This window comes from Arthrobacter sp. MYb23 (genome assembly GCF_002979775.1).
Lineage (GTDB): Bacteria > Actinomycetota > Actinomycetes > Actinomycetales > Micrococcaceae > Arthrobacter.
Genome location: NZ_PCPR01000002.1, coordinates 230,018 through 254,941, shown reverse-complemented (window position 1 = coordinate 254,941; position 24,924 = coordinate 230,018). Strand labels below are relative to the sequence as shown.

General features: G+C 60.2%; 24 protein-coding genes, 1 other RNA gene, 1 pseudogene and 1 riboswitch. Of the genes and pseudogenes, 17 read left to right on the top strand and 9 right to left on the bottom strand.

Annotation, left to right across the window (positions count from 1 at the left end):
- Positions 1–348 precede the first annotated feature (348 nt).
- Positions 349–1,674, top strand: coding sequence for a HEPN domain-containing protein (locus CQ020_RS03595; RefSeq protein ID WP_146116602.1), 1,326 nt, complete (start codon positions 349–351; stop codon positions 1,672–1,674).
- Between the two features lie 382 nt (positions 1,675–2,056).
- Here the strand turns inward: CQ020_RS03595 and CQ020_RS03590 are convergent, their stop codons facing one another.
- Positions 2,057–3,340: a hypothetical protein gene (locus CQ020_RS03590; RefSeq protein WP_146116601.1), complete on the bottom strand. Its 1,284-nt coding sequence runs from the start codon at positions 3,338–3,340 to the stop codon at positions 2,057–2,059.
- 195 nt (positions 3,341–3,535) lie between these two features.
- Between CQ020_RS03590 and CQ020_RS03585 the strand changes: the two genes are divergently transcribed.
- Positions 3,536–4,663, top strand: a complete 1,128-nt coding sequence (locus CQ020_RS03585) for a GTP pyrophosphokinase family protein (protein ID WP_181151737.1) — start codon at positions 3,536–3,538, stop codon at positions 4,661–4,663.
- 68 nt (positions 4,664–4,731) lie between these two features.
- Here the strand turns inward: CQ020_RS03585 and CQ020_RS03580 are convergent, their stop codons facing one another.
- Complete coding sequence (locus CQ020_RS03580; protein WP_105690579.1) at positions 4,732–5,544, bottom strand: hypothetical protein; 813 nt, start codon at positions 5,542–5,544, stop codon at positions 4,732–4,734.
- Between the two features lie 182 nt (positions 5,545–5,726).
- Between CQ020_RS03580 and CQ020_RS03575 the strand changes: the two are divergent.
- From CQ020_RS03575 to CQ020_RS03510, 14 genes and pseudogenes are all read left to right on the top strand, one after another.
- Positions 5,727–6,077: pseudogene (locus CQ020_RS03575) on the top strand (CpaF family protein); the annotation flags it as partial.
- On the top strand, positions 6,077–6,931 hold the full coding sequence (locus CQ020_RS03570) for a type II secretion system F family protein (RefSeq protein WP_105690578.1): 855 nt from the start codon (positions 6,077–6,079) through the stop codon (positions 6,929–6,931). The pseudogene CQ020_RS03575 and the gene CQ020_RS03570, both read left to right, overlap by 1 nt.
- Positions 6,928–7,869, top strand: coding sequence for a type II secretion system F family protein (locus CQ020_RS03565; RefSeq protein WP_105690577.1), 942 nt, complete (start codon positions 6,928–6,930; stop codon positions 7,867–7,869). Before CQ020_RS03570 ends, CQ020_RS03565 begins: the two co-directional genes overlap by 4 nt.
- Positions 7,870–7,950: 81 nt before the next feature.
- The gene (locus CQ020_RS03560; protein ID WP_105690576.1) at positions 7,951–8,187 is read left to right on the top strand and encodes a hypothetical protein; all 237 of its coding nucleotides are present in this window, start codon (positions 7,951–7,953) and stop codon (positions 8,185–8,187) included.
- Positions 8,188–8,194: 7 nt separating this feature from the next.
- Positions 8,195–8,620, top strand: a complete 426-nt coding sequence (locus CQ020_RS03555) for a TadE family protein (protein WP_105690575.1) — start codon at positions 8,195–8,197, stop codon at positions 8,618–8,620.
- A 127-nt stretch (positions 8,621–8,747) separates the two neighbouring features.
- Positions 8,748–9,137, top strand: coding sequence for a hypothetical protein (locus tag CQ020_RS03550; RefSeq protein WP_308727305.1), 390 nt, complete (start codon positions 8,748–8,750; stop codon positions 9,135–9,137).
- Positions 9,134–9,592 carry a pilus assembly protein TadG-related protein gene (locus tag CQ020_RS03545; protein ID WP_105690573.1) on the top strand — a complete coding sequence of 153 codons (459 nt, stop codon included), beginning with the start codon at positions 9,134–9,136 and terminating at the stop codon, positions 9,590–9,592. The genes CQ020_RS03550 and CQ020_RS03545 overlap by 4 nt, the downstream gene beginning before the upstream one ends.
- A gap of 82 nt (positions 9,593–9,674) precedes the next feature.
- A complete protein-coding gene (prfB, locus tag CQ020_RS03540; protein WP_105690781.1) occupies positions 9,675–10,793 on the top strand; it encodes a peptide chain release factor 2 in 1,119 nt (372 codons plus the stop codon).
- A 188-nt stretch (positions 10,794–10,981) separates the two neighbouring features.
- On the top strand, positions 10,982–11,746 hold the full coding sequence (ftsE, locus tag CQ020_RS03535) for a cell division ATP-binding protein FtsE (protein WP_017198501.1): 765 nt from the start codon (positions 10,982–10,984) through the stop codon (positions 11,744–11,746).
- Positions 11,743–12,657, top strand: coding sequence for a permease-like cell division protein FtsX (ftsX, locus tag CQ020_RS03530; RefSeq protein WP_024817336.1), 915 nt, complete (start codon positions 11,743–11,745; stop codon positions 12,655–12,657). The genes ftsE and ftsX overlap by 4 nt, the downstream gene beginning before the upstream one ends.
- A 55-nt stretch (positions 12,658–12,712) precedes the next feature.
- Positions 12,713–14,128: a M23 family metallopeptidase gene (locus tag CQ020_RS03525; RefSeq protein WP_105690572.1), complete on the top strand. Its 1,416-nt coding sequence runs from the start codon at positions 12,713–12,715 to the stop codon at positions 14,126–14,128.
- Positions 14,129–14,204: 76 nt separating this feature from the next.
- Positions 14,205–14,675 carry an SsrA-binding protein SmpB gene (smpB, locus tag CQ020_RS03520; protein ID WP_017198498.1) on the top strand — a complete coding sequence of 157 codons (471 nt, stop codon included), beginning with the start codon at positions 14,205–14,207 and terminating at the stop codon, positions 14,673–14,675.
- Between the two features lie 98 nt (positions 14,676–14,773).
- Positions 14,774–15,142, top strand: a transfer-messenger RNA (tmRNA) gene (ssrA, locus tag CQ020_RS03515).
- A 163-nt stretch (positions 15,143–15,305) separates the two neighbouring features.
- Complete coding sequence (locus tag CQ020_RS03510; protein WP_105690571.1) at positions 15,306–16,289, top strand: S1C family serine protease; 984 nt, start codon at positions 15,306–15,308, stop codon at positions 16,287–16,289.
- Positions 16,290–16,310: 21 nt separating this feature from the next.
- On the opposite strand, the gene CQ020_RS03505 is transcribed toward CQ020_RS03510, so the two are convergent.
- Positions 16,311–16,679, bottom strand: coding sequence for a hypothetical protein (locus CQ020_RS03505; RefSeq protein WP_257613859.1), 369 nt, complete (start codon positions 16,677–16,679; stop codon positions 16,311–16,313).
- A 31-nt stretch (positions 16,680–16,710) separates the two neighbouring features.
- Here CQ020_RS03505 and CQ020_RS03500 point away from each other — a divergent pair, with 31 nt between their 5' ends.
- Positions 16,711–18,171, top strand: coding sequence for an MFS transporter (locus tag CQ020_RS03500; protein WP_105690570.1), 1,461 nt, complete (start codon positions 16,711–16,713; stop codon positions 18,169–18,171).
- A gap of 18 nt (positions 18,172–18,189) precedes the next feature.
- Here CQ020_RS03500 and CQ020_RS03495 read toward each other — a convergent pair whose 3' ends face one another.
- From CQ020_RS03495 to aroA, 6 genes are all read right to left on the bottom strand, one after another.
- A complete protein-coding gene (locus CQ020_RS03495; protein ID WP_105690569.1) occupies positions 18,190–18,903 on the bottom strand; it encodes a metal-dependent transcriptional regulator in 714 nt (237 codons plus the stop codon).
- 9 nt (positions 18,904–18,912) lie between these two features.
- Positions 18,913–19,737, bottom strand: a complete 825-nt coding sequence (locus CQ020_RS03490; protein WP_258141713.1) for a class I SAM-dependent methyltransferase — start codon at positions 19,735–19,737, stop codon at positions 18,913–18,915.
- A gap of 76 nt (positions 19,738–19,813) precedes the next feature.
- On the bottom strand, positions 19,814–21,223 hold the full coding sequence (locus tag CQ020_RS03485; protein WP_105690567.1) for an aminotransferase class V-fold PLP-dependent enzyme: 1,410 nt from the start codon (positions 21,221–21,223) through the stop codon (positions 19,814–19,816).
- Between the two features lie 32 nt (positions 21,224–21,255).
- A riboswitch (SAM riboswitch) is annotated at positions 21,256–21,369 on the bottom strand.
- Positions 21,370–21,549: 180 nt separating this feature from the next.
- Positions 21,550–22,362: a histidinol-phosphatase gene (hisN, locus tag CQ020_RS03480; protein WP_105690566.1), complete on the bottom strand. Its 813-nt coding sequence runs from the start codon at positions 22,360–22,362 to the stop codon at positions 21,550–21,552.
- 55 nt (positions 22,363–22,417) lie between these two features.
- Positions 22,418–23,533, bottom strand: coding sequence for a ribosome small subunit-dependent GTPase A (locus CQ020_RS03475; protein WP_024817327.1), 1,116 nt, complete (start codon positions 23,531–23,533; stop codon positions 22,418–22,420).
- A 2-nt stretch (positions 23,534–23,535) separates the two neighbouring features.
- Positions 23,536–24,918 carry a 3-phosphoshikimate 1-carboxyvinyltransferase gene (gene aroA / locus CQ020_RS03470; RefSeq protein WP_105690565.1) on the bottom strand — a complete coding sequence of 461 codons (1,383 nt, stop codon included), beginning with the start codon at positions 24,916–24,918 and terminating at the stop codon, positions 23,536–23,538.
- Between the last annotated feature and the right edge of the window lie 6 nt (positions 24,919–24,924).

Sequence of the window (24,924 nt, the reverse complement as noted above, 5' to 3'; positions counted from 1 at the left end):
TTGCCGGCTTCCTTGACGCATGCAGGCGGGGGCCACAGTTTCCTCTGGATTGGATAGCACTTGAGCCCATCGATATTGAACGTTGCTGCCTGGCAGCAATTGGTTGTGTACCTCGGCGAGCCGCTGGTGAGATTCCTTCTCGGCGTTGACAACGTTTGGTCTGCCTCTGAGTTTTCGCCGAAGCAACTCGAGTTGGCGGCCGTCGTTATTGACCGAGCCGGCGATGGGCACCGTCAGGGACGATCAGGAGTCCTTCGCACGCAAGACCTTGCAACGAGATTCTGTAGTTACGACCCCGAGTTGGGTCACAGTTGGGCTACGGAACTTCATCTAAAGTCTGGAGGGCCGGTGCCAATCACTGAGGCAACTGACCCGCTGGAAGAAGTCGTCTCGGGACTGGCCATTGATGCGTTCCCTTTGCACCTGCTCGGCTCCGGACCTGAGTCGACCATGGTGCTTGCTGGCCAGGTCTATTCTCATCCGCTCAGGCAAAAAGCGAACGATCTGATTTTTCAGCCCAACGAGCCACTCATGGGGCTTTTTCCGCAAGCAAAGTTCACCAGCGACCCGAATCCGAACCCAGCAGATCCGAACGGCCTCCAGTCATATATGCGCTGGAGTGACGGAAGCCGCGGTTCAATCGAATTTGCCACACTGGTAGCAACAATTCTGAGGAAGGCGAATGGTGCCCTGAGGCCCGAAAAAACGGAGCTAGAGTCGTATGTCGAGTCAGTCCGCGACACTCTAGCCACGACTCGGAACTTGGCTCAGAGGAAAGAAGCAACCCTACAAGCGATCGCGGGCTGTCCGGGTGTCACTCTCGGCGAGGGGGTGCATGAGATAAAGCTGGGAGAGTGCACGCTAAGACGGCAGACTTGCCCCGAGAGTACGCTCGTCGGGCATTGGGCCAGCGACTCAGTTGTTCTCGAAGTGCCTATTCAAGTCCGCATGATGGAAATTGCGGCGAGCAGTGATGGCATTACGGAGCCTGTTGAATCTATGCTCTCCACGAGTACTGAGTTCCAGGAAGCACTACTGCGCAAGATAAGCCATGCACGCATGGCTGTGCTCTTGAGTTCTAAAGAAGGCGAAACGTTGGCCGTAGGCCAATCATTCCTCACTTGGTCGAATCCCGGCCAATCTGGACACGTCCAAAGCCAGGCGACGTCGCCGTGGCGACCTACGCTGTACTTCTCCCGTGCGCTTGAGGAGATAGACGAGGCTCCAATTGACCATTGGTACGAGCTGGTCGCAAAGGCGCCCGAGGCCCTCTATACGGGCCAAGAGCGGCTCATCTCTGCCGTGAACGAGAGGCACCACCCGTATGACGGCTTTATTGACGCGGTCATAGTTTGGGAGAACCTCTTCGGCGCAGCCGGCGAGACCATGCTACGAGTGTGCGGTTCTCTTGCGCACGTCCTGCACCCCAATGATCCCGACGAAAGAGTCGGGTTCTTCAAGAGAGCAAAGAAGATGTATGAAAAGCGAAGCAGACTCGTGCATGGTGGGGCCGACACGTTCCCATACGCACTTGCTTTCGAATATTGGAAGGACTCAGTTCAGTACTCGATTGCAGCATGGCGGCGAGTGCTGGAATCCGAGTCGCTCCGAAACCATAAGGATTCGGCGTCTCGTGGCGCCGAGATTCTAATTAGGGGGATTCCGGATAGTTAGAGTGCCAAAGTTGCCGTGCCGACCGTGCCCTTACGGTTCAAGCTATCGTATCGATGATCTCAGCCCGATCCAGCTGCTCTATATGCGGGTTCTTTGCACCAGTCCGAAAACCGTAGAAGGCGGGTGCGTTTGGCGGTTGACCTCAGCATGGGCATCGGCGCATCTGCCGCCCATGACGACCATTGGCTCCCTGCCGGCCACCCGTTGTGGGTAGAGCAATCCGAAGGCCGGCTTCGTAGGAGCCCCCTGCGTGGGCCGTGATTTGTACACTTGACACGTCCGAGGTGGGAGCGCATGAGAGCACTCATTGCGGGAGCTGCGCACGATAAGTGCGCCTCTCGCGTGGTGAGCGCCCAGTCTCAGTAACCCCCTGAAAAGGACGTCAGTCTTCGTAGCACTGGCGTAAAAGCTCCAAGGCCTTTGTCGTAACGAGGCGCGCGAGCATACCTTTGGACAGGCGCGTTGCTTTCAGCCCATCATCCGTTACTGAGATGTCGGTATACAGCCTATTTTCGATGTACTTGTCACCGTCATGCTCGTACTCGTGCGCCACAGTGAACTGAGAGTGTTGGACTGAAGCGAGACAGTTTTCGCCCAGGAAAAACTCCACATTGGAACCGGTGTTATCTGAGTATGTGACGGGGGTCTTTTGGTCATTCACGAAGTCAGAGTGAGGCACTGGCCTGAGCACTGAGGGAATCATGCTCAGCTCCGTGGAGAGGTAATCGTCAATGTGGATGATGTCGGGACTCCATAGCGACACTGCATCAGTGCTGATTCGGCTAGTGTTGCCGATTGCATAGCTTGCACCGGCCAGCGTGACCTGCCAGCGCTCTACGTTTCTACCGAGAAATTCACCCGTGCTACTCAGGTAGGTGGGTACTTCAAGATCCACATAGGCGATGAGGTCGGTCTCATTTAGGCGCAAGATGTCCCCAACGCCAACAACACTCAGAGGCGTGGGTTCACTTGAGAGGACTTCCTTCGAAATATTTTCTTGGAAGTCTTTGGATAGAAGATAGCTCAGCGGCTCTAAGACCTCCTGGATGCCCAGACGCATGTGAGACACACCGCCCTTCCGCACGGTTGCGAAGTCAGCGAACACTTGAATGCCCGGCTTCCCTGCCAGAGAGTTTCGGAGCACCTTGTCAGAAGTGACGACAGCGACTGTAGCGAAACGACCCGTCGCTTCGAAGGCGTGGCAGTAGACCATGAAGTCCACCGCCCCCGTGGTGACGTCACCTTTGGCCGACGCGGGAGGGGTCCTTAGTATCTGCGCATGAATGCTGTTCCGATAGAAGTCGTGGGGGGATTCGCCCACCGAAGCCCCCGTCCCTCTGATCTTGCTGACGAAGTTGTTGTATATCTTCTCCGCAGTTTCAATTCCCTCCACACCTATGTCGGACAAATGGAGGAGTTCCTTTGCCTGCTGATAGTCCTGCCAGGCGTGGCTAGCCAGTTCTCGACAAACGATGTCTGGAACGATTACATGTAGGCCCAGGTCCGTGAGCGTCTCAAGTGACCTTATGGCCCCTTGAGTTAGCTTTCCCTGGTGAAAGGCATTGGTGTCCACTACCACTGCCGTGGGGTTATCGACAGACACGGGCGCTTGGTTCGTTTTCATATCCTCGATCTGCCCCTTCACCAGCGAGGCTCCCTTGTGCATTACCTATGAGTTGTCACGAGCCAGGATGACGCCGTGCGGTTGCTACATTATCGGCATAGTGCCCATTCGGTTGAAGAAGCATCCTAAGGTGCCGGACTCGCACTGTGCTTTAAGCTACCCCGGGTTGGCGCCCGACAACCCGTCCAGCTCAGTCGTGATCACGTTGGCGTGCTAATGCGGGCTATCCTCAATTCCATGGGAAAACAGGGGGCAAAGTTGAGCAGTTATGCGGATGCCGTGGCGGGGATGGAGGAATTTGGCTCCGCTCTTAAGGGGTTGCTAAGGGAGACGCTCAAGCACCATGGTGTTGACGTTCACACCATCGATCATCGGGTGAAGGCAGAGAGAAGCGCCAGGCTGAAGGTCGATACTTCGGATGGGACCTATGGAGGATACGAAGACCTCCACGATTTGTTGGGACTGAGAATCACCTGCTACTTCGCCGAAGAAGTTGAGCGAGTGGCGGGGATCATCGATGAGGAGTTCCGCCCTGACCCAAACAAGTCTGAAGACAAGAAGGACAAACTGGGGCCTAAAGAGTTTGGCTACCGCTCTGTTCACCGTGTTGCGTGGCTAGGCGACGAGCGGGCGACTCTGGCGGAGTACGCACGGTTCAAGAACTTGCGGTTTGAAGTGCAGATTCGCACCGTGCTGCAGCATGCATGGGCTGAGATCGAGCACGATATCGGGTACAAGGCGGAGACAATACCAGAGCCAATGCGGCGCAGATTCTCGATGCTGGCCGGAGTGTTGGAACTTGTGGACTATGAGTTCCAGTCTCTGCGCAAAGAGCTGAACACCTACGAGGAGCGGGCCGACAGGGCCGCTGAAAGTAGGTCGGCGGATAAGGATATGGATCTGGATGTCGCTACGTTGTCGTCGATCATTAGAAAAGATTCAACAATTGAAGGTCTGGATAAAGCGCTTGCAGACATTGCGAATGTAGTCCTCCTTGACACCTTCGCGGACAATTTGACCGTTGAGCATCGGGTTCGACAACTACGACAACTGCGGTTGCGCACCATCGACGATGTTCGGATCGCTATTTATCAATGGGCGAGACACATCCACGCTTTCGTCGCCCTTTGGCTGAAGCGCACGGACCAGGACTCAGAGACGCCTCTCGCGAGGGCCGCTACTCGTGCAACAGCTTTTCCTCGGGGAGTGGGCATCTTCTACCTCTACTTCGTGATCTCCCTTGAAACTATGCGTCAGGGACAGGAGGCGGAGTTGCCCGACAATCTCATGGCCTTCAACCCAGGGGAGATGTGGGAAAGGGTGATTGGCGAGTTCGGACCCCCGCCGCACCTGTCGGGGTCCTAGGAATCTGAGCTGCGTTTCAACGTAGTTCGGGCGTGCACGACTTTGGAAGGCGTCTCTGCTTATGACGGCTAGAGGGCCAAGACGCCCAGCACTACACCGGCGACGCCCAGCGCAAAGGATAGAATGCCGACCGTTACTGCCAGCACCTGACGACCACGTGGGCTTGCACCGGCTTCCAGAACTTCGACTGCTGGAAATATGCGGCGTAGTGCGGGGCGCGCGATCATGTACCCCACGAAGGCCATTATTAGAACTGTCATGAGTCGCAAAATGATCAAAGTGCCAGCGTTTATGTCCTCAGACTGCGGCGGCTCCGGCGTCATTGTGTAGAGCAACTGAGTCGCGCTGCCGAAAACAAACAATCCGATCAGAATGGCGGCAAACGTGGACCGCAACGGTGCCCACCAGGGCACATCTTTGCGAAGCTCCGTTGCGAGATTATCGAAGACCCCGCCTATCCACTGGCGGTCAGGGCCACTGACCTTAAGTTGCACGACATCGCGGTCAAATAGGAGAAATCGTGGGCCCTCTTCGCCAAATTGAATGAAGATCCCCGGGAGGGTTCCTGGTGACCTGTGACGGTCACCGTTGCCGATGGTTATGCATTCGATTTCACGTGCGTCCATATCATTTAGAATCGCCTCGAGATTGCCACTCCTTTTGATGCGCCCCTTCCCAGCTATGACGGTAACCGAGGGCTGAAGCAATCGCGCCAGCTTGTCGGCCTCTTCTCGATCCTCCACAACCGTCTCTGGGTGCAGATCCCGTTCGGTGAGCAAATCCTTATACGCAGCGACAAGTGCTTTATCCACCTCTGTTGCGATCCGTATCAATTTCTCGCGTCGACCCACCCATGCAAGAAATGTTTCCTCCCGCTCCATTCGGACGACTTGCTTTCCGACTTCATCGGCACTGGGCCAAGAGGGTGAACTGGGGCCGGTCCCAGTCGAATGTGTGCTCATTCTGCCAATATATCGTTTTGCGTTCATCGCGGGCTCATGCTGCGGTGTAGGCGCCGAGAATGACGTAGAGGAACCGGCGGCTTTGTAGTTACTCAACGATTTCCGGCTTGCCCGGGATGTGTACCGTGCACGCAAACTCCGCGCATGACGCCGTCACTAAGATCTGCACCCTCCCGCTCCTGGCCGGGGCGAACATTTCGAGTTCTTTCGTAGTGCCCACTGTCGCGTCCTGCATCGACCTCGTGGTGCACTGCGGGCGCCATGCCACCGGGCGCAGGCAAGTGACCGAAATCCTGTCCCTGGGAAGCAGGGTGGAGAACGGGATCATCGAGTCCTCTGGTGTCTTCGGAATGGTTGCGGGGCAACTACAGCCGCGGGCCAACTCCATGCCGGCAGCGGAAAAGTTTGCCCGGGCAGGCTTCGACGTCGCTGCCCTCCTGGAGTCGAACTGATGGCGCCGCTCCTCGGGGTCGTCGGTGGTCTAGGAGTATTCCTCGTGTGGTGGTCCGCGTGGGTCCAACCACCTTCTGAGCCAAAAAGAAAGAGGCCCCGACGCTTGGACCTTCTTCTGATGTCAGCAGGAATCGAGAAAGTCTCCGGTGGCGGACTCCTACTCACCTGCGCCGGAATTGGCCTCTTTGCGCTGCTTGTGTTCTATGTCCTGACAGGATCCCCGCCAGTTGCCCTGTGTTTTGCACTTTTCGGTTCATGGACTCCTTTTGCAACGGTGCGTTGGCGGGCGCGAAAGCGCAGGAATGCGCTACGGCAGCTGTGGCCGGACGTAGTGGACCACTTGCGCTCCGCGATCCGTGCCGGCCTCGCACTGCCGGAGGCGCTGATCCAGCTGGGACACAACGGGCCTGAGGAATTAAGGGAGTTGTTCCTGGATTTCGGGGCCGACTACAGAGCCGCCGGTAATTTTGAGGCCGCAGTGAACAAACTCAAAGAACGCCTTGCAGATCCCGTGGCCGACCGCATCATTGAGGCCTTGCGAATGACCCGCGAAGTTGGTGGCTCCGACCTCGGGCGAATGTTGGGAACTTTGTCGGGCTTCCTGCGTGATAGCGCGCGGACACGCAGCGAGCTTGAAGCCCGTCAGTCGTGGACCATCAATGCAGCTCGGCTTGCTGTAGCTGCGCCCTGGATCGTTTTAGTGGTCATGGCCAGCCGGCCTGAAGCCATGCTGGCTTTCAACTCCGGCCTTGGTGCCATGGTGTTGCTTGGAGGCCTCCTGGTTTCTGTTTTCTGCTACTCCGTGATGCTTCGCGTCGGCGCCTTGCCAGAGGATGAGCGGGTTTTCGGGTGAACACGTCAACCGCTTTGGCCGTGCTGTGCGGCCTGCTTCTGGGTGCCGGATGCTGGTTGATCCTGGTGCGGCTCCCGTTTCTGCGGGGCCGGAGATTCTCCGATCGGATCGAACCTCAGTTGAAGTCGCAGAATCTCGAATCGCGCCTTCTCCGCAGGCCCACGCACAACCTCACGCCGTTTGGGCCGTTGGAACGAATACTCCGACCGATCATCCGCGATGTCATCACCTCCATGTCCCGCTTCAATGTGGGGTCCACGGCCCTGGCGAAGCGGCTTGTCCGAGCCGGTTCAACTAAATCAACACTGGACTTTCGGGCCGAGCAGCTCCTTTGGGCCGGTGTCGCTTTTGTGCTTGCTGTGCTCGTGGTTGTCGCGGGCGCCACGGCCGGCCGCTTCAGCCCGGCCGTGTCATGCATCTCCGTCATCGGCAGCGCATTGGGCGGCTACTTGCTTCGCGACTATCTCTTGGGGCAGTCGATCAAACGGCGGGAGTCAAGGATGCTATCTGAGTTTCCCAGCCTCGCGGAGCTGATGGCGCTCGCTGTCGCAGCAGGGGAGAGCGCAATGGGCGCGATGGACAGGGTGAGCCGGAGCTCCCACGGTGAGCTCTCCGGGGAGTTCGCCACGATCCTGGCGGATACCCGATCCGGTAAGCCGCTGACGGAAGCGCTCCAGGCTTTCTCATCAAGGGCGGAGCTGCCACCTCTGGTCAGGTTCATCGACGGCCTGGTGGTGGCTGTGGAGCGCGGGACTCCCTTGGCAGACGTCCTGCGGTCGCAGGCAGCGGACGTTCGCGATGCCGCACAGCGGGACCTCATGGAGTCCGCGGGGCGAAAAGAGATTGCCATGATGGTTCCGCTCGTCTTCGGCGTGCTCCCGCTGACTGTTGTCTTTGCCGCTTTCCCTGCCATCGCCGCTTTGGAAATGAGCCTTTAACGCCCCAGCCCCGATCCGCCCTGCGGCACTTTCACAAGCCACGCCAAGTCAGCAACTACTCAAAATACCTTGGGGAAAATCATGAAACGAATTTCTATCAAACTGTCTGTTGTTTCCATCCTGCTCTTCTGTTCTACCTGGTTGTTCGTTGTGGCCCGGAGAGCGCTGCCCGCACAGGATGATCCCGAGCGTGGTGATGTACCTGGCTGGGTGATGATCACCCTCATGTCCGCGATTCTCGTGGCAGGACTTCTTGCCATCGCAACTCCGGCGCTGAGCGACCTCTTCAATCAGGCCATGAGCAAGGTGGGCAAGTAGACGCGGGATGAAGATCCGTGCATGGATCTACCACTACCGAGCTCGCTTAGTGCCGGTCACAACCGTGAACGAGCGCGGATCAGCGGTTGTCGACTTCGTGTTGGTCGGTGCATTGCTGACCTTGTTCTTTATGTCGATTGTTCAACTCATGTTGGTCCTGCATGTTCGGAACACACTCATCGATGCAGCCGCTTCCGGAGCGCGGTACGGAGCGTTATCGGACCGTTCGCTCATGGATGCCCGGGCCAGGACTGCTGAGTTGATCGGCGGTGCCTTGAACAGCGACTTTGCCCGCGACATCACGTCGACTGAAATCACTATTAATGGGATCCGAACCTTGGAAGTGACGGTCAGGGCCCCGCTGCCGGTTGTTGGCCTGATTGGACCCAGTGAAGTATTGGAGGTCAAAGGGCATGCTGATCTTCCGGGGTGAGTCATCGAAGGAGCGGGTGACAGCTTTTCGGCACAGGGTGAGGGAGGCCTTGTGCTTGCCTGCCAGGTCTTCCGGCAGCACGGCTGAAAGCTCTCCGAACTCTGAAGCGCAACAGGGTAGCGCCGTAGTGGAATTCACGTTTCTCGCCTTGTTGCTCATGGTTCCTGTGGTCTATTTCGTGGTGACCGTAGGCCAGATCCAAAGCGGTTCGTTTGCGGTGGTGGGTGCTGCGGATCAGGCAGCCAAGGTTTTCGTGGCTCAAGCGGACCCGGACAGCGCGAGAATTGCTGCGGAGCGCAGCGTGCTTGTTGCCCTCAAGGACTATGGCCATTCACCCGAATCTGCCACCGTATCCATTGAGTGTGACCGTGCCGGTTGTTCGTCGGCCGGGACAACGGTGACTGTAACGGTGAATCTTGATGTTTCGTTGCCTCTGATGCCGTTCGGGGACTCGCTGCAGTTGAAGGCAAGCCGAGTCAGTGCGTCCGCATCGCAGGTTGTGGGGCGATACCAGTGACGGTGGTCGCATCAAGAAGTGGGCCACGGGAAGAGGGCCAAATTACCGTTCTCGTCGTGGGCTTCGTGCTCTTGTCCCTTCTCCTTGCCTCCGTGGTGATGGCTGCCTCAGCGGTGTACTTGGAGCACAAGAAGCTGCTGTCCTTGGCGGACGGAGCGGCCCTCGCGGCTGCGGATTCCTACAGGGTGGGGGATATCGGGGGAAGCACCATCCCTGCCACTTCCTTGGTGGACGAGAGAGTGCTGGCCGCAACATACTCGTACCTCGAAGCCAGCAGGGCCTCTTCGCGGCAACAGGACCTGGCAGTCGCGGGAGGCACCGGAAGCGAGCCCGGCGGCACAGCGGTAGTAGTCCTCACCGCCGTGGTACACCCTCCCCTGATCAGTTTTCTGCTGCCCGAAGGGATCTTGATCGAGGCGAAGGCAACGGCCCGATCCCGACTGACCCAGGAGTGACCCGCACGGCAGGGAGCCAACCAGCCGGCATAGCTGGGGGAGCCGTCAGGGAGTGCAGCGGATAGCGTACGCTGGGATGATCATGGCTGAAATTGATTTTCCCGCGGAAATCCGCGCACTTCGAGCAACGTACAGCTCAATCGAGAACGTCACCGATGTTGATGCCCTCAAGGCTGAGATCGCTGAGCTGAGCGAGCAGGCCGGGGCTCCGGACCTTTGGGACGATCCTGCTTCCGCCCAAGTCATCACCTCACGTTTGTCGCACAGGCAGTCTGAAGTTGAGCGCCTGTCCAGGCTTGATTCGCGGATTGACGACCTCGAAGTCCTGGTTGAACTTGGCCAGGACGAGGGCGACGAGGACTCCATGGCGGAAGCCGCCAAGGAACTTTCGTCCATCCGCAAGGCTCTTGCAGAGCTTGAAATAACCACCCTGTTGTCAGGGGAGTATGACGAGCGTGAGGCTGTAGTCACCATCAGGGCAGGGGCCGGTGGCGTCGATGCTGCCGATTTCGCCGAGATGCTGATGAGAATGTACTTGCGGTGGGCGGAACGCCACGGCTATCCGACCACCGTTATGGACACGTCCTACGCTGAAGAAGCAGGCTTGAAATCCGCCACCTTCGAGGTGAAGGCACCATACGCCTTCGGTACCTTGAGCGTCGAAGCCGGCACGCACCGACTGGTCCGCATCAGTCCCTTCGATAATCAGGGGCGCCGGCAAACATCCTTCGCCGCAGTTGAAGTCATCCCCTTGATCGAGCAGACAGACTCGATCGAAATCCCGGATAACGAGATCCGCGTTGACGTCTTCCGTTCCTCGGGTCCTGGTGGTCAGTCCGTCAACACCACCGACTCCGCCGTAAGGCTGACGCACATCCCTACGGGCATTGTGGTCTCCATGCAGAATGAGAAATCGCAGCTTCAAAACCGGGCAGCGGCCATGCGTGTCCTCCAATCGCGGTTGCTGCTGGTTAAAAAGGAACAGCAGGACGCGGAAAAGAAGGCACTGGCCGGAGACGTCAAGGCGTCATGGGGCGATCAAATGCGCTCCTACGTTCTCAACCCCTACCAAATGGTCAAGGACCTGCGGACGGAACACGAGGTGGGCAACACCTCGGCGGTTCTTGACGGGGAAATTGATGACTTCATCGACGCCGGCATTCGCTGGCGTACGGGCAACCGAAACGCGGCAGCCAACTAGGAGACGCGCGGCGTGACTTGGGCCACGTGATGCTTCGGATTCTGCGACACGCCTTTGAAAGCCGCGGAATCACGGCTCACTCGTGCGTATAGTCGAGTGGCCGGTGCTCTCACTTCCCCCATCGAAAGCCCGTGCTCCGGCTGTTGGACTGGGCGGCTACGTCATGTCCGGCGGGGTTCTAAAGGGCCATGATCAGATTTGAGAATGTCACCAAGGTCTACGAGCAGAATGCCCGACCGGCGCTCGACTCTGTGAGCCTTGAGATCAACCGCGGCGAATTCACCTTCCTGGTGGGCGCCTCAGGCTCAGGCAAGTCCACCTTCCTTCGGTTGATCCTGAAAGAGGACAAAGCCTCGTCCGGCTCCGTGTACGTGGCTGGGCAGAACGTTGCAAACATATCGAGCTGGCGCGTGCCGAAGCTCCGACGCGGAATCGGCGTTGTCTTCCAGGACTTCCGGTTGCTCCCGCAGAAGAACGTCTTCGCGAATGTGGCTTTTGCCATGCAGGTGATCGGTAAGAGTCGCTCCATTATTCGGGAGACGGTGCCGGAGGTCTTGAAGACCGTTGGCTTGGAGGGCAAAGAACGTCGTATGCCCCATGAACTCTCCGGTGGCGAGCAGCAGCGCGTGGCGATCGCGCGCGCCGTCGTAAACCGCCCCGGCATTTTGCTGGCGGACGAACCGACCGGAAACCTGGACCCCATTACCTCGATGGGAATCATGGGAGTCCTGGACAAAATCAACCAGAACGGCACCACCGTCGTCATGGCAACCCACGACGACGACATCGTCAACGAGATGCGCCGCCGCGTGGTGGAACTCAAGAACGGCAAGGTCATTCGCGACGAAGCCAAGGCACTGTACACCTCGATGATTCCGGTGGTTGGCGAGTCGCGCCGATTGAGGGATGCCAGCGGCGAGGAACTCAATCGCGCGCAGGGGGCACAGCTGTGAGGCTCTTGTTCATCCTGGGGGAAATCGGCAGTGGCTTGCGCCGGAACCTCTCCATGGTAATTTCCGTGGTCCTGGTAACTTTTGTGTCCCTGACGTTCGTCGGTGCGGCAGGAATGCTGCAGATGCAGATCAACCAGATGAAGGGCTTCTGGTACGACAAAGTCCAGGTGGCGGTCTTCCTCTGCAATGACGGTTCGACGGCGGTCGGCTGCGCTTCGGGTTCGGCCACCAAGGAACAGCAGGCGAACCTTCAGGCGATGCTTGAATCCCCGGCAGTCAAGCCTTACATCAACGATTTCCAGTTTGAGTCCCAAGCCGAGGCGTACAAGCATTTCAAAGAGCAGTTCTCCAATTCGCCAATTGTGGACTCCGTCTCTGAAGACCAGCTGCCGGCTTCCTTCCGGATCAACATGAAGAACCCCGAAAAGTACGAAATCATCAGCGAGACTTTTTCCTCGCAGCCCGGTGTTGAGACGGTCAGCGACCAACGGCAGGTGCTGGAACGCATCTTTTCGTGGATGAATGGGGCATCAGTTGCGGCCATAGGCGTAGCGGCGGTGATGATCTTCTGCGCGGTCCTGCTGATCACCACAACCATCAGGCTGTCGGCGTTCAGCCGACGGCGGGAGACGGGAATCATGCGTCTGGTGGGAGCGTCAAAGATGGTGATCCAATTGCCGTTCATCCTTGAAGGTGTCATTGCCGCCGTTGTGGGGGCGCTCCTTGCCTCCGTCACGCTCTGGCTCATGGCGCACTTCTGGCTCAACGGTGATTTGTCCCGGCAGTTCCTGAATACGCCGTTTATCTCTTCCACCCAAGTCCTGGTGATCGCGCCGGTGCTGGTTGCTCTCGGCGCCGGTCTGGCTGGTATATCTTCACTGTTGACCCTTCGGCGTTACCTGAAGGTGTAGCTGTGCACGCCCCGACTGAAATAACTGCCATGCTGACAAGCGAAAAGGACTCCTGATGACCACGTTGGACCCGAACCCCCTGCGCCGGCGCTTTGCGTCAGGCCATGCCCGGTTTCTGGGGGCGGTTCTTGCCGTGGGCCTGGCGGTCAGTCTGCTGTCCGGCGCTCCAACTGCCCAAGCTGACAGCTTGGAGGACCAGCAAGCTGCCTTGGAAGCAGAAGCGGCCCGGGTCCAGGCTTCACTGGAGTTCGTTGACTCAAACATCGCAAAGGCCGCCGGTGACCTGGTGATCTACCAGGGGCGGCTTCCCGGCGCGCAGCAGGCCCTGCTCGAGGCACAGGGACGGGTGGCAAGTGCGGTCAAGGAAGTGGAGGCACTTGCCGCGAGGGTGGAGCTCGCCCAGCAGAACAAGGCCAAGATTACGGAGCAGCTGGAGAGCGATAAGCAGAAGATCACTGACACCAAGAAGCTGATCGGCCAGATCGCTTCCCAGGCCTACAAGTCCGGTGGTGTGCCCACTAATATTGCGCTTCTGTTCGGGTCCAGCGAGACCGGCAGTCTGACTGAGTCCATGGACTTGGCTGATCAGGCCATGCGAAGCCAAAACGCGGCGATGACTAAGCTCACTCAGCAGAACGCCACCAACGTGAACTCGCAGGCGAGGCTTGTTGCTGTCGAGGAGGAAATCCAGGATCTGAAGAGCAAGGCGGATGCCGCGCTGGACCGGGAAAAGTCGGCAAGGGATGAAGCTGCGAGCAAGAAAGCTGAAGTCGACAAGCTGATCGAGGACACCACCCGCCTGAACGGACAGCTTCAAGCTGCCAAGCCCGGCATCGAAGCCAACCTTGCCAAGGTGAAGGCGGAACAAAATACGATCGCCGCCGAAATCGTGGAGCGCGACCGGAAGCTGCGGGAAGCTTGGGAAGCCGAACAACGTCGGATTGCGGAAGCAGCTGCAGCTGCGGCCGCTGCTGCGGCAGCCGCCCAGGGACGCCCTGCGCCTCCTGAGCCTCCGTATTCTCCTCCGCCCGCCGGTTCGCCGTCAGCATTCGGTCTTCGTCACCCCTTTGCAAGCGCTGTTCCCATCACCTCCGGATTCGGCTGGCGGGCAACTCCACCAGGCACCATTGATTTCTATGGCACCGGCGGCTACATGCACACGGGGATCGACTTCGGGGCGGCGTGCGGCACGCCTGTCTATGCGGCAGCGGCAGGCGAAGTCTTCAATTCGGGCTGGAACTCGGCCGATGGTGGTGGATGGCGAGTGAAAATCTCCCATGGCGTGGTGCAAGGCAACTCACTGACCACCATCTACTACCACAACAGCAGCATTGTAGTAGCGAATGGCCAGCAGGTATCGGCGGGGCAACTCATCGCCTACTCGGGGAGCACGGGTAACTCGACAGGGTGCCACGCACACTTCGAAACCTGGCTTAACAGTGCCGCAGTGGACCCTATGACCCTCCTCTAGCGTGTGGATAGCGCGCGGAGGCTCCGCCGCGCTGGCGTACACTAGTTGAAATCCGCATCTAACAAGGAGTTCTACCGTGCCCAAGGAAAGTGGCCGTAAGGTAGTGGCCACCAATCGGAAGGCCCGGCATAACTACCATGTCCTGGATACCTATGAGGCAGGCATTGCCCTCATGGGAACAGAGGTGAAGTCCCTCCGTGAAGGTCATGCCTCTATGGTTGATGGCTTCTGCACCTTCTACAACGACGAACTGTGGATGGAGGGCATCCACATCCCCGAGTATCACCAGGGGAGCTGGACCAACCATGCCGCCCGCCGACGTCGCAAGCTCTTGCTGCACCGTGACGAACTGGACAAGATCTCACAGAAAATCCGGGAGTCCGGATTCACGGTTGTACCTCTCCAGCTCTACTTCCTTGACGGCCGGGCCAAGGTGGAAATCGCCATCGCGCGAGGCAAGAAAGACTACGACAAGCGCCAGACCCTGCGTGAGCAGCAGGACAAGCGTGAATCGCTGCGAGAGTTGCGGGAACGCAACCGACGCTAGGCTGCACGTGTCGGGGGAATGTTCCACCCGATGAATGCGTTATGATGAGTAGTCCGATGGGAGCTTAAAAACTCCTGCCGGGTTTGGTAACAAAATACGGGGATGATCGGTTTCGACGATGTTAGTCGCGACAGGTGAAGCGGGCCGAGGATGCAGAATTATCTCGTAAACGCTGTCTGCAAACCAATAAGTGCCGAATCTAAGCGCACTGACTTCGCTCTCGCTGCCTAAGCAGTAAGACAGTCCGTCAGCCCGGGGTTGCTATCGCCCCGGTTCCTGGCGTCATTTAGATAGCCACTGCTGTTTGCCTTCGTCATTGAGGTAAACGGGACTCTTAGATGACTGGGCCCGGATCAGCCACTTGTTCGCAGGATGGCTGGGGCCGAGAAATTCCGACGCGAACTGCGCCCGGAGAAGCCCTGACAAAACGACATCGGACGGGGGTTCAATTCCCCCCATCTCCACCCCGGAAAGCCCTCGGATCCTTGTGATCCGAGGGCTTTCTTTTTGCCGACTGCAGCGACGTTCACCTACGGCGTAGCGACTTCCGGACTACCGGCGCGGGCTTGACAGTTGTAGTGGATAGACGCCCTGCGGACGTTGGAAGCGAGCAGCGGTAGGAGGCACGTCATGACGACGAATCCGTCATTCGAAGAACCGAGGGCGGGTGACGATGAAGTACTGGACACGTACTCGCAGATCGTCATTCGCGTTGCTGAGTCAGTGACGCCCCACGTTGCCGCCGTCGAGATGATGAGTACGGACCGCCGAGGCCGGGTTCGCGGAGGGAGCGGTTCAGCTGTGGTCTTCACCGGCGATGGGTACATGCTGACCAATGCCCACGTGGTGGCTGGCATCCGGTCCGGCCGGGCTGTGTTCGCTGACGGCAAGCACACGGAGGTGGAGCTGGTAGGCGCAGATCCGCTCTCCGACCTCGCCATTGTCCGTGGAGTGAAGTCCGCCCCGCCGCCGGCTCTGTTAGGCAACGCAGAGACGCTGAGGGTGGGGCAGCTAGTGATTGCCGTGGGGAATCCGCTGGGTCTGGCGGGGTCAGTAACCGCTGGAGTGGTGAGCGGGTTGGGGCGGTCCATTCCCGTCAGAGCGGGCGAGCACAGGCGTGTGATCGAGGACGTCATTCAGACCGATGCGGCACTCAATCCAGGAAACTCCGGTGGTGCGCTGGCTGATACGAGGGGACGCATCGTTGGTATCAACACGGCTGTTGCTGGTCTTGGGCTGGGACTGGCAATACCTGTTAACACCACAACGCAACGCATCATCGCCTCGCTGCTGAAATACGGCCGGGTGCGACGTGCTTATCTGGGCCTGGTCAGCACACCCATACCATTGGATGCCAGTGCGGTGGTGCGGACGGGCCAAAAGGAGGGCTTGCGTGTGGTGGAGGTTATCCCGGGCTCGCCGGCTGAGCTGTCCGGACTCCAACCGGGAGATGTGGTGCTGCGTGCGCTGGACCGCGCGGTATCGAGCGCTGAAAGCTTGCAGAAACTGCTGTTTGCCGAGGCTATCGGCCAGCCTTTCCCACTGACGGCACTACGAGAGGGGAAAACGCTCAAGCTCACTGCCGTCCCCTCCGAAATGGGTCCACCAGCTTAGGCCTGGCCCGTTTCGTCCAGGCTAGTCCTTGCGAACGTCCACCACGCCGACAAATCTGCTGCCAACGCCTTCATATTCGCTGCGGACGTCACCGAGGAAGAGTTCGGGGAGCTCGCTGTTCCGGTGGGTGCCACAGAAGACGAAGGAAAAGTCCGGCCACCACTTCTTGGGGCGAACGGCCTCGGTGTATCCACACACAGCACACGTCAGGTGAACCCAGACGGGTCGCTTGCCGGTGCGGTTGGCCCGGGACTGTACCAGCCACGCCGGGGGGTTGTCCTGCATGTCCCTGAGATCGGCCTCGGAGAGGCGGGACGGAATGCCGTGGCGCTGGGCCATTTCCATCGAAATATCCAGGGCCAATGCGGCATCACGTCTGCTAATCACCATTCAACGATACGGGACTTTCGCGGCGTAGGCTGTGCACATGACTGACGCAGCGGCCCTGCTGCCGAGTACCCCGCTCCAACGGCGCGTCCTCGTGGTGGCAATAGTGGCTTCATTCATTGCCATCCTTGATGGATTTGTGGTGAATCTCGCACTCCCGGCCATCGGGCGTGAACTGGGTGGTGGCTTGGTCATCCAACAGTGGGTGGTGGATGCGTATCTGCTGACGCTGGGGGCGTTGATACTGGTAGCGGGCTCGTTGTCCGATCATTTTGGCAGAGCAAGGATCCTTGAGTGGGGACTGGCCGGTTTCGCCCTGACTTCGGTGATGTGTGGTTTGGCGTGGACCGGCGAAGTGCTGGTGGTTTCCCGGGCACTGCAGGGAATCGCGGGCGCCCTCCTGGTTCCGAGTTCGCTCGCCATGATCATCTCGTCGTTCTCAGGCCCGGCGCAGTCGAAGGCCATTGGGCAGTGGTCCGGCTGGACAAGCGCCGCGGCCATTGTGGGTCCGCTCATCGGTGGTGTCGCTGTGGACTTGCTTTCCTGGCGGTTCATCTTCTTCATCAACGTCATTCCCGCAGTGGCCATTTGGCCCATGCTTGCCGGGCTCCGGGCGTCCGACGCTGCGAGGGACAAGAGCAAAAGCATCGATTACCTGGGAGCTTTCCTGGCCATGGTGGGCTTGGGCGGTGCGGTGTATGCGTTTATTGAACAGGGAAGGATGGGGTGGAGCAGCCCTCAAGTGTGGGTTCCGCTCTTGGTAGGCATAGCAGCTATGGTGCTGTTCCTCATCCACGAGTCCCGGGCTGCTGAGCCCATGTTGCCGCTCAGGCTCTTCGGTATCCGCAACTTTGCGTGGGGTAATCTCGCCACCCTGGCCATCTACGCCGCCATTTCCCTTGGCTTCTTCGTGTTGGGTATCTACCTGCAGCAGGTGGGCGGCATGGGAGCCACGGTGGCGGGTATGGCACTGCTTCCCGGCACCATCATCCTGATGCTGGGTGCCTCCTACTTTGGCGGCCTTGCGGGGAAATACGGCCCACGATGGTTCATGACACTCGGGCCGCTGCTGTGCGGGGTGGGTTTCCTGATGTCGTTGACTGTCCAGGAGCCGCTCAACTACTGGACGCAGGTGCTGCCGGGCCAAATAGTCTTCGGCCTGGGCCTGGCGACCTTGGTGGCACCTCTTACCGCTGCCATCCTCGGTGCTGTCCCGTCGGAGGAGGCAGGGATTGGTTCGGCAGTGAACAACGCCGTAGCGCGTATTGCGGGTCTGATCTCCATAGCCTTCGCCGGGGTCATTGTGGGGCCGGTCTTTAGCCGGGATGGCCTCTACAACGCCTTGCTGGTGACGGCGGGACTGTTCCTCTTCGGCGCCTTGGCGTCGGCGGTAGGGATCCGGAATCCTGTGCAGGAAGGCACCACGCCAGCTGTCGGCGAACCTGCTGCAGCGTCCGAAGACGACGACGGCGGTGCGGCCGGGCAGCGCGGCTGACCGGTGTCATGAGTAGGCTTAGCGGGCCGGAAGAACACAGCCTTCGTGTGTTTCGGCGCTCTGGACCCACAAAGCCGAGGTGATTTCGTCCGCGAGGTCGAACTCGCGCCCTTGGGCTCCGCTGCCGATGCGCACCACCAGGGCACCACCGAACGGTTTACGCCCCACCACTTCAACCGGCGCGTCCAAGGCGATCTCTTCCGAGGCCAGGTACCGGAGGAGGTCAGGATTCTCGTCGCTGATCCGCGTGATACGGCCCGAGTGGCCCTGATCCAACTCGATCATTCGGTAGGCGTGCGGCAACTCAACTGAACCGTCGGCCGAAGGAATCGGGTCCCCATGCGGGTCCCGGACAGGATGGCCAAGTTTGGCCGACATGCGTTCGATGAAAGTATCGGACACCGCATGTTCCAACATCTCGGCTTCGTCGTGGACTTCGTCCCAGCTATAGCCAAGTTCCTCCACCAGGTACGTCTCTATGAGGCGGTGCCGGCGCACCATGGACAGCGCGAGGCGCATGCCATCTGAGGTGAGCCGGATGGCGCTGTAGGGTTGGTGGTCAACCAAGCCTTGGTCCTTCAGTTTGCGCACCATCTCGGACACTGATGAATTGGCCACTCCCAGGCGCTGGGCGAGCTGGGACGACGTAATTGGCTTGTCCTGCCACTCCGTGTAGGAGTAGATGACCTTGACGTAGTCCTCAATTGAGGAGGAGGGCGTACTGGTCTTCACACCCCAAGCCTACCGTGGAGCTGAACCTTGAACCTTGAATGCCCGCCAGGTTTGCGTCATGTAGGGCAAACCGATGGCTTCGCCGGAGGCGTGACCGAGGTGGTCATACAGGTACCACGTCAGGTTCCCCATGACTTTGGCGCGGGTGGCGTCGTTAGCGCGGAGATAGTAGCTGCGGGATTTGGTGAGTTCCATGATGTCCTCCGGCGTGACTGCATCCTCCCACGTGGTCAGGTGGCATTCCAGGCCGCTGAACTCAGGGCCGATGACTGGCCTGAATCCGGGCTTATGGACATCGCCCGCATGCATGATGCGCGAAAGCCGGTGTACCCAGGGGATTGAAGTGTCCAGCTGATTCCAGATCAGCCCCAGGACTCCGTGTGGCCGCAGGATACGGGCGATCTCCGTGCTCGCTGCGAAGGGTTCGCACCAATGCCAGGCTTGGGCAACACTGACGACGTCGAATGCTGAGTCCGCCAGTCCAGTTGCCTCTGCCGTTCCCTCCTGGGCAATGACGTGGGGGTAGGCCTTGTGCAGTTGCTCCAGCATGTCCGTGGAAGGATCAACGGCGGCAACTTCGAGTCCGCGTTCCATGAGGAGTGCCGTGAACTTACCTGTGCCTGCTCCGAGGTCAGCCGCAGATTGTGCCCCCGCCGGAACGAGCCAGTCCACTGAATCCGTGGGATACCCCGGGCGCACGCGGTGGTAGTGTTCTCCGCCGTCCTGAAAGCTCTGGCCAAGTTCGAGCCTGCGGGTGGCATGCAGCTTGGGGCCACGCGGTCCAGCTGGTCCGGGGATGCCGGCAGCATCGCTCGCGGCGCCCTGGAAAGGCAGGGACACGCAGAACTCCTTCAGAGGGTGGCTAAAAGTACCCTACGAATTTACCGCATTGCCTTTGGCCGCCACTGCTCTAGTCGACAGTGCAAGGAGCTGCGCCCGCAGTGCCCGGGGTGTTCGGTGCCCACTCGGGGTAGCTGCGGTGGTCGTTGGCCGGAACCCAGCGGCCCTCGTCCACCACGTAGTCCCAGCCAAGTCCGTCGCGTTTGAGTCCTTCGATGCCTGCGAGCAGTCTGGTGGCATCCTCCAACCGGGAGCCGACGCCGAAGCTGGCACGCAAGGATCCCGAGGGAAGGCCGAGGCGCTTGAGGAGCGGGTGCGCGCAGAAGCGGCCGTCACGCAGGCCCACCCCGTGCTCTGCCGCGAGATAAGCGGCAACCAAACCGGCGTCGAATCCTTCTACAGAGAAATTCACCACACCGATGGTGTCCAGCGAGTCATTGAAGATCTTGTGCACGGTCACGCCGTCGATCGCCTCCAGGCCCGTCACCAGGTAAGTGCGGATGGCGGCCTCATGGGCGTGCCAGGCGTCCTGATCCAGCCCTGCCAGCACCTGGGTGGCCCGTGCTAGTGTCGCGGCACCCAGGACGTTGGGGGAGCCGCCCTCGTGTCGCGCAGGTCCAGCGGCCCAGCTGACCGAGTCCAAGCGGGCTTCACGAACCGCGCCGCCCCCGGCCAGGTGCGGAGTCCCGGCGTCGAGCCAGTCCGGACGGCCCACCACGACGCCGGCGCCAAAGGGGGCGTAGAGCTTGTGTCCGGAGAAAACCACATAGTCGACGTCAGCCTCAGTGATGTTGAACCGGCGGTGCGGTGCGAGCTGGGCGGCGTCCACCACGATTCTTGCGCCGTATTCGTGGGCAAGGGAAGCGAGCCGCGCGATGGGAAGGATTTCCCCGGTGACGTTCGACGCGCCGGTCACGGCCAACAGGCTGACCCCGCCTTGGGCAAGTTCACTGCGGAGTTTGTCCAGCGTTTCGGCCAAGGTGGGTGCCGCCACCACGCTGCGGTGGGGAACGCCTTGCCAGGGAAGAAGATTCGCGTGGTGCTCGATGTCCAGGTAGAGGACCTCACCGGTAAAATCGCCGTCCACCTGCGGGAGGCATCCGGCCAGGAGGTTCAAGGAATCCGTGGTGTTGCGTGTGAAGATCACGGAATCATCAGGCCGCCCGCCGACGAAATCCCGGACGATGTTCCGCGAATTCTCGTACACCGAGGTGCTGATTTGGGAGGCGTACCCGGCTCCCCGGTGAACGCTGGCGTAATAAGGAAGGACCTCGTTGAGGTAGGCCGAGACAATGGTCAGGGCAGGAGCCGATGCGCCGTAGTCGAGGTTGGCGTAGCGGACGTGCCCACCCTGAATCAGGGGAGCCTGCAGCTCAGCGCCTGTGACCGCGGCGAGTGGACGTGCCGCCGCAGCAGCCTCTGCAATGGAATCCTCAACGAAAGACGGAAGGGTGTTTGAGTTGAACGTGACAGTGCTCATGGGACCTCACTCAAGAGGGACCCCCGTAGGGGGATCCGCGCTTGCCGTATCCGTTCCGGACCGGCCGGGTCGTCACCCGGGGCACCCCACCGCGAATGGAGGGTTGCCGGCCAGCAAACCGGGGTTTAGCGCTGGCACTCGTGACCTGTAAAAAAGGCTAAGGCACGTCCGGGCGCCCCTCCAAAGCCGCCGCCCTTTGTTAAGCCCTTTGTTACGTGGAATGGCAATTGCCCGCTTGGCCGAATAAAAAACGGCGGAGGCGCCTCAAAGAGGGCCTCCGCCGTCGAAAATTCCGTTGCCCGTCTGATGAGCGAGACGGGGAAAGTCTAAAGAAGGTCGTCCAGCCCGGGGTTCAGCCGCTTGAGGACCTCCGAGTGCAGGATCGAGTTCGTGGCCAGGGCATTGCCGCCAAAGGGGCCGTCTTCGCCCTCCAAGGACGTGAAACGGCCGCCGGCCTCAGTGACGATGGGGACAAGGGCTGCCATGTCGTAGAGGTTCAACTCTGGCTCGCAGGCGATATCAACCGCGCCCTCGGCCACGAGGCAGTATGACCAGAAGTCACCGTAGGCGCGCGTGCGCCAGATGTCCTCGGTGAGTCCCATGAATTCATCCAGGTTGCCGCGTTCCTTCCACCCCGAAAGGCTGGAATATGACATTGAGGCATCGGACAGGCGGGAGACATTTGACACCTTGAGCCGCGTTGCCGAGGCGAGGGAGCGGCCCATGTATGCGCCCATGTCCTTGGCAGCCCACCATCGCTTGCCCAAGGCCGGCGCGCTGACTACCCCTACCACGGGTTCCCCTTCGTCTACGAGGGCGATCAGCGTTGCCCACACCGGGACGCCGCGGACGAAGTTCTTGGTTCCGTCAATGGGGTCGATGATCCAACGTCGCGAACCGTGTCCACTGCTGCCGAACTCCTCGCCGAGGACCGCGTCCCGAGGACGTGAGCGGGACAATTGGCCGCGGATTGCTTCCTCAGCAGCTTTGTCCGCGTCAGTAACCGGCGTGAGGTCGGGCTTGGTTTCGATCTGCAGGTCCAGTGCCTTGAAGCGATCCATGGTCTGGGCGTCGACTGAATCGGCGAGGACATGGGCAAGGCGCAAGTCATCGTTGTACGTGGAAACGGGTTGGGTCATGCCACCAAACTATCCTGAAACGTTCGATGCAGTGGGGAGGTGAAGCCGGCAACGATTAGTTGACGGTTCCCAGCTCCTTGGTCTCTTTCGCCTCGAGCCTTGGGTCCGCGCCCAGCAGTCGGCGCAGGGAGGCCAGCCGTGCCACCCCTGATGGGCCGGCATGGCCATCGTTCACCCATGCATCCAAACCGCAGTTCGTGGCGTTGGCGCCATGCTTGCAGCCGCGGTCGCAGGTCTCCGTGCCGGGCTCAAGATCCGGGAATGAATGCAGAATCCGGTCCGGGTCCACGTGCGCCAAGCCGAAGGATCGAATGCCGGGAGTGTCGATAATCCAGCTGCCGGAGGGAGCATCGTCGAGTTTGAGCGCCAAAGCCGAGGAAGAGGTGTGCCTGCCCCGGCCAGTTACCGCGTTGACACCGCCCGTGGCGCGCTCTGCACCTGTCAGGGCGTTAACCATGGTGGATTTACCCACGCCGGAGTGACCGAGCATGACGGTGACTTTTCCGCCGAGGTGTGAGCGCAGCTGGGATACCGCGTCCTTGTCCAGGCGGGCTGAGAGCCCATCATCCGAGCGGGCATCGATGCCACCGGCTTCGGAGTCCGCTGTGCGGCTGATGATCACTGGAAAGTCCAGGCTCAGGTAATTGGCCAGGAGTTCGGCCGGGTCCTTGACATCCGCCTTGGTGATGAGCAGCAGCGGCTCGATGCCGGCGTCGTAAGCTGCCACCAGGGCACGATCAATGAATCCGGTGCGCGGTTCCGGGTTGGCTGCGGCAACAACCACAACTAGTTGATCGGCATTGGCCACGACAACGCGTTCGATGGGGTCGGTATCGTCAGCGCTACGGCGGAGCAGCGTCTTCCGCTCTTCCACCCGGACCAGGCGCGCCAGCGTGTCGGGCGAGCCTGAGACGTCCCCGACCAAGGCCACAAAGTCGCCAGGGACAACGGGATTGCGCCGCAGTTCACGGGCACGGGCTGCGATAACAATGCGTTCTTCGGCAGAATCTTCGCCAACAATTGCACGGTATCGTCCGCGGTCAACGGTGATGATCCGGCCAATCACGGCGTCATCGTGGCTGGGGCGGTCCTTGGTGCGGGGCCTGGATCCTTTTTTACTGGGACGGATCCGGACATCGGATTCGTCCCAGGAGCTTGCGTCACGGCCCATGGTCAGTTGCTGGCCTCATCAAGATCGTCAGTGTTTTCGGTTCGCTGCAGCATGGCCCCCCACATTTGTGGGAACTCAGGCATGGTCTTGGACGTCGTGGCGATGTCTTCAACTTGTACGCCTTCGACCGCGAGCCCAAGGATGGCGCCGGCAGTGGCCATGCGGTGGTCGGCGTAGCTGTGGACCACTCCACCGTGAAGGGCAGCCGGGCGGATCACCAAGCCATCGGCGGTTTCTTCAGCGTCTCCTCCAAGTCCATTGATCTCGGCCACCAGCGCGGCAAGCCGGTCGGTTTCGTGGCCCCGGAGGTGGGCAATGCCGGTGAGTCGCGAGGGCCCGGTGGCCAAGGCGCACAAGGCGGCGACAGTGGGTGCCAGTTCGCTGGTTTCATCGAAGTCGGCACCCTTGATCTCGGCCCCTCCGGTCACTGTCAGGATTCCGTCCTTGAACGTTACCTCTGCTCCCATGGCAGCCAGGATGGTGCGCCACTGATCGCCTACTTGCGTGGTGCCGGCAGGCCAATTGGGAATGCGGACAGTGCCACGGGTGGCCAGCGCCGCGGCGAGGAAAGGTCCTGCGTTGGAGAGGTCTTGTTCGATCCTCTGGTCGAAAGCCCGGATGGGACCGGGGGAGACCCGCCAGTGGTTGGGCACAGAATCGTCCACGACGACGCCGACGCTGCGGAGGACTTCCACAGTCATGGTGATGTGGTCCAAGCTGGGAACTGGCTTGCCCACGTGCTCCAGATGCAAACCCTCCGCGAACCGGGCGCCGACCAGCAGCAACGCGGAAACGAACTGCGATGAAGCGCTGGCGTCGATTACCAAGTGACCGCCCCGAACCTCCCCGGTACCTTCTACCGCGAAGGGAAGGGACGACGGCGTCCTGCCGCCATCTGCTGCCACCGGGACGCCGAGGGCGATCAGGGCTTCGATGATGGTCCCCATGGGCCGGTTGCGGGCATGAGGGTCGCCGTCGAAGACTGTGACGCCGTTCCGCAGCGCAGCCAAGGGCGGAACGAACCGCATGACGGTGCCCGCGAGCCCGCAGTCGATTGCCGTCTCAGGGCCGGTCGCGACCGGGTCCAGTGGCGTAATTTGCAGGTCCGGGCCGAAGTGGCCGTCGCCGGGTACCTCAGTGACGGTGGCGCCCAGCTGCTGGAGGGCTTGGATCATCAGGGCAGAGTCGCGGGAATGAAGCGGGGCCCGCAACCGTGAGGGACCATCCGCCAAAGCCGCCAACACCAGGAACCGATTGGTGAGCGACTTTGAACCGGGGACCGCCACTGTTGCGTCCACAGGCCCCTTGGCGTGAGGGGCAGGCCATAGCGGCAATGTGGTGGCGGTTTTATTTGATTCGGTGTTTGCGGCGGTGGTACCGGTCATGCTTCC